General features: G+C 47.0%; 13 protein-coding genes and 1 pseudogene. 1 reads left to right on the forward strand and 13 read right to left on the reverse strand.

Features of this window, described 5'->3' with window-relative positions; translation table 11 throughout:
- Positions 1–8: 8 nt before the first annotated feature.
- The 7 genes and pseudogenes from AC5ELV_RS23570 to AC5ELV_RS23600 all read right to left on the reverse strand — a co-directional run.
- Positions 9–1,286 (reverse strand): PBSX family phage terminase large subunit, encoded by a 1,278-nt coding sequence (locus AC5ELV_RS23570; protein ID WP_493432132.1) that lies wholly within the window; start codon positions 1,284–1,286, stop codon positions 9–11.
- Positions 1,283–1,948: a phage terminase small subunit gene (terS, locus tag AC5ELV_RS23575; protein WP_493432170.1), complete on the reverse strand. Its 666-nt coding sequence runs from the start codon at positions 1,946–1,948 to the stop codon at positions 1,283–1,285. Before terS ends, AC5ELV_RS23570 begins: the two co-directional genes overlap by 4 nt.
- A 262-nt stretch (positions 1,949–2,210) precedes the next feature.
- On the reverse strand, positions 2,211–2,726 hold the full coding sequence (locus AC5ELV_RS23580; RefSeq protein ID WP_493432133.1) for a hypothetical protein: 516 nt from the start codon (positions 2,724–2,726) through the stop codon (positions 2,211–2,213).
- A 130-nt stretch (positions 2,727–2,856) separates the two neighbouring features.
- On the reverse strand, positions 2,857–3,081 hold the full coding sequence (locus AC5ELV_RS23585; protein WP_493432134.1) for a hypothetical protein: 225 nt from the start codon (positions 3,079–3,081) through the stop codon (positions 2,857–2,859).
- Positions 3,082–3,084: 3 nt separating this feature from the next.
- Positions 3,085–3,486: a RusA family crossover junction endodeoxyribonuclease gene (locus AC5ELV_RS23590; protein ID WP_493432135.1), complete on the reverse strand. Its 402-nt coding sequence runs from the start codon at positions 3,484–3,486 to the stop codon at positions 3,085–3,087.
- A gap of 270 nt (positions 3,487–3,756) precedes the next feature.
- Positions 3,757–6,015, reverse strand: coding sequence for an AAA family ATPase (locus AC5ELV_RS23595; protein ID WP_493432136.1), 2,259 nt, complete (start codon positions 6,013–6,015; stop codon positions 3,757–3,759).
- Positions 5,958–6,134 (reverse strand): annotated as a pseudogene (locus AC5ELV_RS23600) (hypothetical protein); the annotation flags it as partial. The pseudogene AC5ELV_RS23600 and the gene AC5ELV_RS23595, both read right to left, overlap by 58 nt.
- Positions 6,135–6,571: 437 nt before the next feature.
- Here AC5ELV_RS23600 and AC5ELV_RS23605 point away from each other — a divergent pair.
- Complete coding sequence (locus AC5ELV_RS23605; RefSeq protein ID WP_493432137.1) at positions 6,572–6,943, forward strand: hypothetical protein; 372 nt, start codon at positions 6,572–6,574, stop codon at positions 6,941–6,943.
- A 19-nt stretch (positions 6,944–6,962) separates the two neighbouring features.
- On the opposite strand, the gene AC5ELV_RS23610 is transcribed toward AC5ELV_RS23605, so the two are convergent.
- Genes AC5ELV_RS23610 through AC5ELV_RS23635 form a run of 6 tightly spaced genes read right to left on the reverse strand, consistent with a single transcriptional unit; the run spans position 6,963 to position 12,492 of the window.
- Positions 6,963–8,540 carry a DEAD/DEAH box helicase gene (locus AC5ELV_RS23610; protein ID WP_493432138.1) on the reverse strand — a complete coding sequence of 526 codons (1,578 nt, stop codon included), beginning with the start codon at positions 8,538–8,540 and terminating at the stop codon, positions 6,963–6,965.
- A 9-nt stretch (positions 8,541–8,549) separates the two neighbouring features.
- Positions 8,550–9,134 carry a hypothetical protein gene (locus tag AC5ELV_RS23615; protein ID WP_493432139.1) on the reverse strand — a complete coding sequence of 195 codons (585 nt, stop codon included), beginning with the start codon at positions 9,132–9,134 and terminating at the stop codon, positions 8,550–8,552.
- Positions 9,135–9,161: 27 nt separating this feature from the next.
- Positions 9,162–10,265, reverse strand: a complete 1,104-nt coding sequence (locus AC5ELV_RS23620) for an ATP-binding protein (protein ID WP_493432140.1) — start codon at positions 10,263–10,265, stop codon at positions 9,162–9,164.
- The gene (locus AC5ELV_RS23625; protein ID WP_493432141.1) at positions 10,265–11,575 is read right to left on the reverse strand and encodes an AAA family ATPase; all 1,311 of its coding nucleotides are present in this window, start codon (positions 11,573–11,575) and stop codon (positions 10,265–10,267) included. Before AC5ELV_RS23625 ends, AC5ELV_RS23620 begins: the two co-directional genes overlap by 1 nt.
- Positions 11,572–12,210, reverse strand: a complete 639-nt coding sequence (locus AC5ELV_RS23630) for a hypothetical protein (RefSeq protein WP_493432142.1) — start codon at positions 12,208–12,210, stop codon at positions 11,572–11,574. The genes AC5ELV_RS23625 and AC5ELV_RS23630 overlap by 4 nt, the downstream gene beginning before the upstream one ends.
- Positions 12,211–12,216: 6 nt before the next feature.
- Positions 12,217–12,492 carry a hypothetical protein gene (locus AC5ELV_RS23635; RefSeq protein ID WP_342419225.1) on the reverse strand — a complete coding sequence of 92 codons (276 nt, stop codon included), beginning with the start codon at positions 12,490–12,492 and terminating at the stop codon, positions 12,217–12,219.
- Between the last annotated feature and the right edge of the window lie 86 nt (positions 12,493–12,578).

Consider the following 12,578-nt stretch of genomic DNA (forward strand, 5'->3'; position numbering starts at 1 on the left):
CCCTCCTCTCATCGTCGGAATGATACCCCAGCGCCTTTCAGGTCTGCGACCTCGTAATCATCCAGGGCATACCAAATAGCCGAGAAGGTATGAGGGTCAATGTTAAACTGGTCCTCAATAATCTCACCGGCTTTGTCTACTGCATATGTCAGCTCCTTCAGCTCACCTACCGTATTCGGGCAATTGCTGGAGCATATGATCTTCTTGAACCGCTTCACCTTCTTGGTGTATTGCAATCGTGAGCCTGCAAACTTCTTGGCGGCCCTCATACGGAAACCCATCTGCTTGAAGAACTGAATAGTCTTTGGCTCAGCGCTATCAGCCCGTATCAGCTCACCCGCCTCTTTGAACTCGGTAATGTCCTCAGCGGTCCGGTCATCTGTCATTTGGTTACGGTAATACTCCCAATGGATATAGAGTATCTTGGCATCATGATCTATGGTGAGCCTGAGCAGAGCGTTATAGGATTCTTCAAATCCGAAGTCCATCCCTGCCCGGTCTATTGGGTTACGGATACGTTTTACGGCTTCCATGACAGCGTCATGCGGCCACTCTTCGAACTGCGGTAGGACAATCTTACCGTTGACTCCAAAGCGCCCCTTACGAGCCACACGGTACAAGTCAGGATCATGCTGCTTCAGTTCTTCCAACTGCTCAATGTATGACGGCGGCAAGAACAGATTATCGTCGGCAGTGGAATGATGATACATCGTGTCATTGACCACCACAACCCGATCCTTGTATAGCTGCTCGTCATCCAGGGCAAGTATGTTCTTCTTCCGGTCCCGAAAAAAGAACTTATAGCACCAGTTGGCCGTACTGACCGGATTGGTGGACAAGATCATATGCAGCTTGAGTGTTGGGTGACGGAGACGGCCTATCAGTTCCTTGAAGCCCTCATACTTCACTTCGCTACATTCCTCAATCCAGATGATACTGACGTTGTGAATAGACTTGAGCTTAGCCGGCTTATCCATTCCCTTGAATATGATCTTGCTGCCATTCGGGAATCGGATTTGCATGGGCGAGGTGATGAATTTAATTCTGTCATCCAGCCCCATCTCCGTACATATATCCTCGAACAAAGCAAAACATGAATCCCGTATCGTGTCGTACACCTCGCGGACTACCAGGGCCGTGCGTTTCTCCTTCAACAGCTTCAGGATCAGCTTCAAGGCCACATGATAGCTCTTGCTGGACCCGTACCCGCCAACCAGGAAGTAATACTTGTGCTGCCAATCGAAAAGAAAGTCCTCAAAGTGCGGGTTAACTTCTTTCTCAATCATGAGCTGTCACCCTTACGCTTGATCAGGATCTCGATTGGCTTATCCTCGTCACTGTCCACTTTCTTATTCAGCAGAGCCACTTCACCCTTCAGCTTCTGGAGCCGTAGCTGCTGTTCCTGATCAGCTTTGCCCTGGCGGCACATTTCCTCATACTGACGTATGGAGCTCCGCAGTTCGGACATAGCCCGGCTCTGGGCCTGTAAGAAGGTCGCTTGCTTATCCCAGGCCTGCTGCACTTCCCACTTCTGACCAAAGACATTGCCGTCTTTCTCTTCGACCAGCGTTTTCGTCATATCCTTCTGGTCCTTTACATACATGATCTGCTGGGCCCGGATAATGGCCGTATACTGGATCATGATGTTGTCCCATAGCATATCCAGCGGTGATCTCTCTTGCAGCTGCTCCATGATTGCCAGCGTTTCAGCAGGCAGATACTTCTGGAATAAGCCATGAGTGACGGCCTTGTCATTGCCCGACGGACCGCCGGGTCCGCCTCGGTTACCCTTAGCATTCTGATTGCCCGGGGGTGCACCGCCTTTATTTGTGTGCACCCTTTTCTGTTTGTGTGCACCCTTTTTTCGCTCCCAGCCGTAGCGCTGCTTCCAGCTCTTGACGGTATTCAGGGAAACGTCGTATTTCTCAGCAATCTCTTTGTATTTCATGCCGCTTTGATAGTCGGCTTTGGCTAGTAAACGTTGCTCAGCCACTACATGGATCACCACCCCCGGCGTTGTGTTGGTTTTGTATGAATAATAAAAACTCAAGAAAAAAAAGAGCAAATGTTCTGTTTATTGGTCTTTAGGCACAAAAAGAGCCCTTCATCATGAAGGACTCCTTATGATTAGCTCGATTTATAATTTTTGCACACTATCATATTAGCATTTTCAGAATGACACCGTAAATGGTCAATTAGTGACACGATGTTTAACTGATCAATCGAATGCCATCCACCCCAAAAAGCAAGCTGGAAAAGGCTTCACAGGCTTTATTGATATCCCGGTAAATCGATCTTTTATTGATTTTGTGACAGTCACTAAGGTCTTCCACTGTTTTTTCCTGCTCTGAAACATATAAATCAAACAGTATTTTGAACCGTCGTATATCTTCTGGCTTCTTCGATTTCTCGGACAGGATCTGATAGATTTCAAGCATCCGGTCAATGTACCTCACCATAGCTGCTGTACGCTCTTTATTTTTTATAATTGCTTCAATAGCCAGATCATCAGTGTCCAGATACTCGAAAGAGTCAGGGTCCTTTAACTCTTCAAGCTCTTGCACATTAGAACCACAATGTATTTTAAATTTGCGATAATTGCGAAGTAGCATCTTTGTGTTTCTCAGCCGTCGATCTCTTTTAAATTTATTTTGCCGTTCCTGCTCCTTTTTATAAAATTCTAGTGCAGTCTCAGCAGCAATACGTGCAATCTCCTGTTTATTCATGATTCTTTCACCCTCTCTATTCCGTCCTGATCTATATCCCAGCTCATCTGTTCGGCCAGAAAGCCACAACACTGACACTGATACACATCGGATTGAATCTCGTCCATCTCATTGCAACACTCTGGACAAATCATCCTGTTTTTTTCTGCCTCTCATAAACTTCCTCAAGCCATTCCACCAACATAATCATTTGCTTGATCGCCAGCCGGTTATCCTGGTACTTCTTGCAGATCGATCCAGAAGAATCGGCCACCCAGCTCCAGAAATCAGCATTACTCATACCGAACTTCATGGCAGCCTCATTGACTTGACCAATCCATTCAACAACATCCCGGTAAAACGCCCCGTAATCCATAGGCTATAACTCCTCGATACGGATATATATACCTGGCACCTTCGCCCAAAACTTTTCTATGATTTCACTGGCCACAATGGCATCATCAGTCCAGAAACCCAATTCCGTCATAATGTCGAACGGCAGCTTATTCATGTTGTGCGTATCTGGCGTTGTTATCTTCCACTCGCCATCATAATGCTTGCTGCCCTCAGAGATCGGAAACAGCCATTTCACGACCACACGAAGTGCGCTGCTATACTTTTTCTCTGGCACATGTTTACCCAGGTGAGCCGTTAGTTTCGCCCGCGCCGCTTTAAGGTTGGCTGGTTCGTAGAAGACGGGCTTATCATTCTTGCAGCTAACCTGCTTCTCCTGATGTGTAGCGGTCGGCGGTTTCATCGGCATGAAGAATTCAGTCGTCATATTATCACTTCCATTTTCTAACTTTTGTTTTGCGGCGGGTTTCCCCATAAATTTAGGGGAAGGGGGAGGGGGATTTTTATACCCCCTCCCTTATTCCTTATATATTTATATATAGTGGTCGCCGCCGTAACTTGCGGCAATCATCACGTATCAAAATCCCCGCAACTTTTTGCGGAATTGCGGCAATCATGTTTCGCAACTTGCGGCGACCATAAAATGATGATTGCCGCAAGTTTTTGCAACCACCATAAAACATGATTGCCGCCGCAATTACTCTTCTTCTTTTTTGACGATACGGAACCCAATAGAACGGTCAATTTCATACCCATATTTCTTTATCCAGTCCCTCACAGTACGTTCAGCAACCTCTTTCCCAGTTGAGCTATACCATGCCAGAATATCCATAACGGTCGGTGGTTCACCAAAGTTACAGTTATTTACGACTTCCTCAAATTCTTCTGCCTTGCTCCTACGCTGTTCCTTGGCCTTGTCCTTCCGCTTACCAGATGCCTTTTGCCAAGGTGGTTTTGAAGATTCACTATCTGGATCAATGTCCTGTAGGCTGCCTGTTTCGTCGATACGGTGCACCGGATACTGGAACCACATGTTAACCGGGTCGAATTTGGCATACTCCCGCAGTGTACCTTCCACGCGCCATGCTGATCGAACTTTTACAGCCTTGAGGACCTGCTCTATGGTTGGCATGATATTCGTCATGACGTGCGGCATGGCACGCTTGGCGTGGTCTTCTATAGCTTTGGCACTGAGCAGATCATCCTGTGATACATGCTCCTGCAGGTATGCCGGGTTGTGCTGTTCAAAGAGCTGCTGATACATGGCACAAATCGCCTTATTCTCTTCTTGCTTCAGCAGCGCTTCCGTAACCTCCAGCTCCACCAAGTCAATCAACGCGTCAGGATCTCGGGCAAATACCCCGGAACCAGAAGCGCGGTCCATAGACTTCTTGCCACCCTGCGAACCCTTGGAATGGTGGTGGCAGTAAATGACGCCCGCCCCCAGCTCCGTTGCAATCTTGTCGAACTGGTTCGTAAAGTGGGCCATCTGATCGGCGCTGTTCTCGTCGCCTGTCAGGACCTTATAAATCGGATCGATAATAACAGCAATATAATTCTTCTTGGCTGCGCGACGAATCAACTTGGGGGCCAGCTTGTCCATCGGTACTGACTTCCCCCGCAGGTTCCATATGTCGATATTGCTGATGTGCCGTGGCTCCAATCCTTGCGCTGTATAAACATCACGGAAGCGGTGCAGGCAACTCGGCCGATCAAGCTCCAGGTTCACATACAGCACCTTCCCCTGTGTACATTGCCACGCTAACCACTTTTTGCCCTCGGCGATTGCAACGGAAAGCTCAATAAGACTGTACGACTTACCTGCCTTTGATGGTCCCGCCAGCAGCATCTTATGACCTTGCCGCAATACGCCATGTATTAAAGGTGGAGACAGCACCGGCATGTTGTCCCAAAAGTCCGTCAGGCTTTCAGGGTCTGGAAGATCGTCATTGACTCCTTCTATCCACTCATGCCATTCGGCCCAGCTCGCTTTCCCAATATTCGTATCAACAATGAATTGCTTCTTATCTTTTCGCTCTACTCCCGGCATGCGCGATAGCCTGGAAGGGTTACGGTTCTGATTGTCGATGTTCAATCCGTTCTTTTTACAGACAGTATAGAGGTAGTCCACCCGCTTACGGTACTCGTCGTAATTGGCCGCTTCGACCCGCACAATTGCGTGGATACTCTTGCCGCCGCTGTAGACCATAACAGCAATCGGCAGCTCCAGTTCCCGCATGATGGCGTTTTGCTTCTCAATATCCATTGTGTCAGACTCGACCAACGCATATCGGAACTCGGTCACATTATCGTTTTTGACACCCTTGCCGTCTAGCGGGTTGAATCGTATCCATGCCCCAGCTGCCGGATTATAGTCACCTAGCACAGAGCCGATATCTCCCCCGCTTTGGTTGAGTAGCTGAATAAGTTCACCGGCTGTACGGTCCCATGCGCCCTTTGTGGGAAGGTATTTGCCATCATCGTTTTGCCAAGTGTCCGTTACATACCCGACATTTTCCGATGCCTCGAACAACGTTTCCAGATAAGTGGTCAATTGCTGTACAGGATTCCAAGCGGAAGGCTGGTGGATCTCCTTGCCCTCTATCCAATTCTTATCAACGACAACATAATCACCGCCAGAAATTTCGTCATCCCATCCTAGCTCGTGGTCATCTCGATCCGAAAACGCAGAACGTGGCATCCAGCCATTATCCTTCGCCATTTGGGTAATCGTTGCGCCGGTGATGGGTGTGCCAGATCCTTCAAAGGAAGTCCACTTCTTGAAGCACTCACCGGGACGGTAACGGCCGCTGTCCCGCTTGCTCCAATCATCCCAATCACTGGCCGTATAACCCTCATATTTCAATGCCATGCCGACATTGACCCATTCCTGGTAACTCAGATACGCTGGATCAACATGGCCCAGCAAAGCAGTAAGATCCAGTTTATGCTCCATAAGCTTCTATTGTCTCCTTTTACTTTGTTAAAAAGCACTGCCCCGCTGCCAAAGAAAGACTCAAGGTACGTTGTATAAGCTGACATATTAGATATAATCCAATCTACTACGCTCCACTCGCTACCTGAATAATGTAAGCGACACGCTCAAACCAACTTCCCTCCTATCCCATATACTCACTTCTTCTTGCGTCAAAGCTACTATGCAAGGTAAAATTATCCTGTCAAAATGATTGCATCAGGAGTAGGTTCGAATCCTTCACTCTCCGAATGCTTTACAAAATTGCTTGAAGTAAATCCGTCTCTTAACATGCTACTTTCAGGGCTAATAAGTTCTGGCATAGCTGTTGTAATGACGCTCCTTCGTAAGAAAGGAATGATGCTTATGAGCATTTTGATTACTACCCTATCCCTGGTGGCTTGTGGAGAGTTGGTGTATGTTGGTTAGCACGGTTTGACAATATCGGCCACCAGGGCCCAAATGACCTGCCACTCATATGAGTGGCTTTTTAATACATGTAGCTTATTTTTAATCAATTGATCAGGAAGGTGATATTTTGAATAAGTTTGAGAGTATATCTATTTACAAAAAAGAGAAAAATAACAGGCTCTTTGCTATCATGTGTCCCGAGGAAATGAAACTTGAAATTTCCAGGTATATTTTTCAAAGGTTTGATTTTGAAAAACTTAAAGTTACAACAAGTCCGAATCAAACGTGGACCATAAAAGAGCCGTATGGATTATCATTGAAGGTAAATATTCATGGTCTGCTAAGTCATAGAACAGTAGACGATTTGCGAGAATCATTATGTGAGAAATTTGACCTAAGCCTGAGTGAAGATCTATCACACGCTAGACGCGATGTACTGTTCCCACCAATAAATAGTTTGGCATATAAAAATTGGTTAGAAACACATCGTTTTTTCTAAGATGCACGGAAAAATCTCGTTAAGAAAGATATTTGATAGGATCAATTCCATTCGGTACTCGCCATCCGTTGCCAGCGATTCGGTCAATTAATTTTTTCGCGTTATCGAACGACCAAGTACCAACATGTTCAAAGCCATACCGTTCAAGCAGGCGAATCTGTTTCGGTGTCGTCAATCCTTCCGCGCGCCGTTTATCCAGACGTTCCAGCAGCTTCGTTGCCTTGCCAGCATTATCGATTTCATCTGGCATAATGCCCAACTTCTCCAACGTCTTCACCTGTGCGTCACTCGGTGGAGACATCTCCCAGCCGAATGAAGGAACATAACTGGACAGATCCTCTGCCTGAATGCTCATTTCAAACTGAAGCGGATCAACTAGCTTTCGTTTCCGCTTCTTCATTTCTTCGAGCTGCTTGGCCAAGGCCTCTTCACGCTGTGCAATAACATCTTCAGCAGCCTTCTTTTCGACGTCTTCCAGATCCAGCGCAATACCAGCTTCTTCAATCTGCTTAGTCATAGCCTGAGCAACCTCTTCATTTTCCGCAATTAAATGTGCGGGATGGCAGAGCTCATGTCTTTCTGTATGCCAGAGGAAGTCCAATAGCAATAATTCAGTTTTACCTGGGAATAGTCGGGTACCGCGCCCAACCATCTGACTATATAAACTACGGACCTTTGTCGGCCGCAGAACAACAACACAATCTACGCTGGGGCAATCCCATCCCTCCGTGAGAAGCATGGAGTTGCACAGCACGTTATATTTACCGCTATCAAAGTCCTCTAATATCTGCGATCTATCCTGTGATTCCCCGTTGACTTCCGCAGCTCGGAAGCCGACTGCATTTAATATAGAAGTAATTTTCTGACTGGTCTTGACCAGCGGAAGGAACACGACAATCTTTCGGTCTTGTGCGACACGCCACATTTCGGCGGCTATTGAATCCAAGTACGGATCTAGTGCTGTGCCCAAGTCGCCAGATTTAAAGTCACCGGCTTGTTGTCCAACGGCTGACAGGTTGATCTGTAACGGGATTGTCATGGCCTTAATCGGGCTTAGATATCCCTCTTTGATCGCTTTGGGCAACGTGTATTCATAGGCCAAGCTTTGAAAGTAGCTTCCTAAATTACGCATATCGCCGCGGTCTGGCGTGGCCGTAACACCCAATACATTAGCCTGATCAAAATAATCAAGTACCCGCTGATAGCTGTCCGATAAGCAATGATGCGCCTCGTCAATGATAATGGTGTCAAAAAAATCCTTATTGAACTGCTTCAGCCGCTTTTCACGCATCATGGTCTGGACGCTGCCCACGACAACCCGAAACCAGCTACCAATAGATGTTTGATCCGCTTTTTCGGTAGCTGTTTTCAGTCCGGTTGATTTCTCCAACTTATCGGATGCCTGGTCAAGCAGTTCACCCCGGTGAGCCAGGACGAGCACACGCTCGCCCTTTCTTACCCGGTCTTCAATCACTTTTGAAAATACAATTGTCTTCCCGCAGCCTGTAGGCAGGACAAGCAGCGTCCGCTGAATGTCCTGTTCCCACTGAGCCTGAATAGACTGTCGGGCCTCCTGTTGATAGGGTCTAAGTTCCATAGTTACCCCCTAAAACTGGCCCGGCGTGAAGCCTCCACCCTGCTGTTGACCAGTTGGGAATGGGGCTTGATGTTGCGCCTGCTGATTATATTGAGAAGTTTGGTTATATTGTGGTTGTTGCTGATACGTCTGCTGTGGTTGCTGTTGGTAGCCCCCCTGTGGCAAAACTTCGTCTTGAGCATAGAAAGTCTTAATCTCGTTGCTAGAACGCGCCTCGCCTTTGTAGGTATAATTGCGAGTCTCAAGTTTCAGACGCCCCCGACGTCCTAGCGTTGCAGGCCAGTTCATTTTAAGAGGTTCCCCTTTCTTCTTGAGACCGACACCAGCAAAGAAATTCGAAAGAAAGCCCTCTGTTTTGCTGTGCAATAACAAGTTATGGGTTAACACCACATCACCATGTTCTGGAGAGTGAACTGTAATCTCCATCTTCGCTTGATTGCAAGCTGGCATTTTATCGCTACCGCCGAAACGTCCGCGCTCAAAATTGGATACCGTGAAATTGTAATCGCCAGGAGGGAGCAGAACAAAGCCATCTCCCCCATCCTTTTGAATCTCGTCGTCCCAACCCAGTTCTCTTTCCGTATTTTGACTCATGTATAATTCCTCCTATATGTTATGAAATTATGAAAATGGAATTTTATTGCGTATATCTTGAATCATTTGGTACACTTGCGGCCATGCCCCTACCAGTACACCCTCAACAAAGCCAGGATCATAATTGGTGATTGGAGTATCTACGGGGTAATAATTTCTTTGGAAAACTACCAACTGAATTTCATTTTCCGTTACCTGATGTTGAACCATAAGATCACGCAGAGAGCGAGGAATATTAGGATTCAATTGTTGATCAGGCCCCGGCGTGCTGTTTGTTGGCTGTTGTGGTTGCTCCGGTTGAGGTTGCGGCGGAGGGCTTGCCTCTACCATTGGCGGCGCTTTCTGTACCGTAGGCGTAGCAGTGTGAACCGGAGCCGGCGCTGGATTAGCAACAGGTTGGACAGTCTCGTTGAAGATATGAGCAATATAGGAATAGTCCAATGGAAATTCATCTGGTAGCCCCTGACGGTTTTTGGCGTCCCATGCCGGGTGATGATTGGCGTATACGGTGCGTACCCCGCCTTGAGCCTTATTCTTCTTACCATCCTTATCAGTTGCAACGCTGAAGGTTTTATAATTGATGAACAGAACCATGTCAGCCCATTCCTTAACGAGTGGCGCTGTTCTTGAACCTGTCTTTTGTCCAAGCTTGAGTTGATAGCGGTCATAAGCTCCCATTTCGTCTGGCTGCTCAAATTTGACGATCTGAGAATGAGCGATCAACACAACGTGGATACCAGAATCAACCACGTCTTGAAGAAAGTTCAGGAAGCGTCCTATCTCTTCTGCAACGTAAACATACCCTTTGCCAAAACCAAAATCCTCAACCCCGTTTTTGCCGTGGGCTGCACTTACGCTATTTACACAAAGCATTTCTGCCCAATCAATGGTGTCGATGATTAAGGAACCGAACCGGCTTCCTTGTTGCTTAACCCATTGCACTTGCTGCTTGAGCATTTCCCAGCTTGAAGGCTTCTCCAAACGTTCCACATCCATTTCGGTCGTGCTACCCTCAGTGTCGATAAATACACGACGCGGGAAATGTGCAGCCAAAGAGGATTTTCCGATCCCCTCCGGCCCGTAAATGACAACCTTCTTGGCTTTCAGAACTTTACCGCTGATCACTTGCATTAAAATTCACCTGCTTTCCATGTGGGGCCCGGATCGATCTCGCCCGGTGGCTGCTGTAATTGAATACCTTCCTGCCCCGCAACGTATCCGTCCTCAATAATGATGGAGCATTCTTCCCCAGTGCTTACACGGGTTGCGATGGCCTGTAGTCCTTCCTGTTCAAGCCATTGGCCGAACTCGTTCAGGCTCTCCAGATCCATTTGTTCGAGCTTGTCCAACAGAATAAAGCCGCATTCTGGTTTCAGCTTGCGAACGATGGCCGTGGAAACCTTAAGCTGATCCGCTCCGCTCATGTTGTCCCATTGCTGACCTTCGTAAATCAGCTCACCATCTGCTACAGACAAGCCAGGCAGCGGCAGATTTGCATTAGTCAGCAGCTCCGTTTTTTGATGACGAATCCCGTTAATCTCGGTAGTCAACTGGTCATATTGCACACGGTAATCACTAGCGTCCGTTTCGGCCTTATCTTTGTCCAGATTGGTTCTAACCCTTCTGTTGATCTCGTCGATTTGTCGGATGTTAGCCTCTAAGGCCTCAGTTGATTCGTCCTTGAGGTCAAGGGCATCTTTTTGAGCAATACCCAGATCAGTTTGTAATTGGGTATATTTTTCCTGAGCGGCATTAAGTATTGCCGTTAGTCTTACTACCTCACGTCCTTGTTGCTCGAACTCCGTCTGAATCTGTGTTACACGTTGACGCTTGAGTTGATTCTCGCCGTTCCGCGCCAGAATTTCCTGCTGTTGTCGAATTAACTCCGACGCAGAAACGGGCTCTTTAGGAGCATCGGGGAAATATGCCTGTTCTTTAGCAAACTTGGCCTTTTGGTCAGCAATCTGACCAATAGCATGGCGGCGGTTATAAATTTCTTGCTCCTTGACCTCAAATTCATGAAGCTGTTGCCCCACGCCGATGATCCGTAGGAGGATATTCGCCTTTTCTTTATTGGATGAATTCATAAACTTGGGCAGATCAATAGCCAGTTCTTCCACGAAACTATCTAGGAGCTGCTGGCCACCTTTCTGGCCGTTCGGATCGATGACCTTCAGGTCGCTGTTCTTTCCCTTTCGCTCAACGACTAAGCCGTTTGAAAGAGTAAGGTGGAGATAAGGCGGCACCACTGAACCGTCGCGGGCTGCTTGAGATGGACGATATTTATTTCCACCCAATGCCCAGGCAATGGAGTCTAACACACTCGTTTTGCCCTGCTTGTTCTTGCCACCCAAAATGGTCAGACCCGATGTGGTTGGCTCAATTTTTACAGCCTTGACCCGTTTGACATTTTCGATTTCCAGCTTATTTATTTTGATCATACGCGCTCACCCTTTCGTCCATCTGCAATAAAGAAGTTTCCCCATTCGTCTCGCTCCAAAGGATAGTTCGTACCCGCTGGACGGACTTCCAGTTGTTCGCCGCAGTTGTGGCAGCTCACTTCGGTTTCATCTTCTTTGATATAATGCTTACCTTTATTCCGGCACTCAGGATTTTGGCAATAGTAGCGGCAACGATAAAGTGGAACACCGTCCTTATACTTAATTCCTGTTTTGTACCAATCTGGCGTAACACTTGCCTGCTCTACCTCATTGGATTCAGTTGCATTAGAAATAGCTTGCAGAGTATCTGGATCAAAAGATTTGTATGCTTCAGCTAGCTTGTCCCCTAAGCTAGTCGATAGTGTCCGCTCAGAATTAAGCAAGTTTACTTTGCGGCTTATTCCTTCGGGCTCTTTGGCCTTTGTCCGCAGCACTAGATCACTCAATTCAGGAGCAGGATTAACTGTCACCTTTACAGGCTTGTCCTCGATTTTCATAGGAGCAGGGAACTTCTTAGCACCGAAAACACTAAAGAAACCCTCAATAATGGACTTTATACTTTCGTTGCCTACCTGATCCATTTCTAACTCGCCTTTTGAACGTCCGATTTCGACATTAACTCTGAACCATGCCATATATAATCAATCTCCTTTTGATTTGGGCTGAGTGAAAACCTGGTCATAATGACCTTCAACATCCTGCAAATGTAGATAGCTATAGATCATAGACACGCTATCTTTAATTTCCTTTTTGGCCCTCATGACAAAATCCATATATAATTGATCATCAAGCAGACCATCTCGGACCATGCCAGATGACAGGTCAATTTTGCTCAAGAGATCAGCTATATTGTTGCTTGATGATCTTGCTTGGTTACGCGCATATCCGGTAATGTTTAACTCTTTGTCTAGCTTCATTTATCCGTTCACTCTCCCTGAAAATAAATTGGCTTAACCCTTTTAGGGTCAGGCTCAGGCAGCAAGGTATACACTATACCGACCAC

The sequence above is a fragment of the Paenibacillus sp. NMA1017 genome (genome assembly GCF_058895805.1).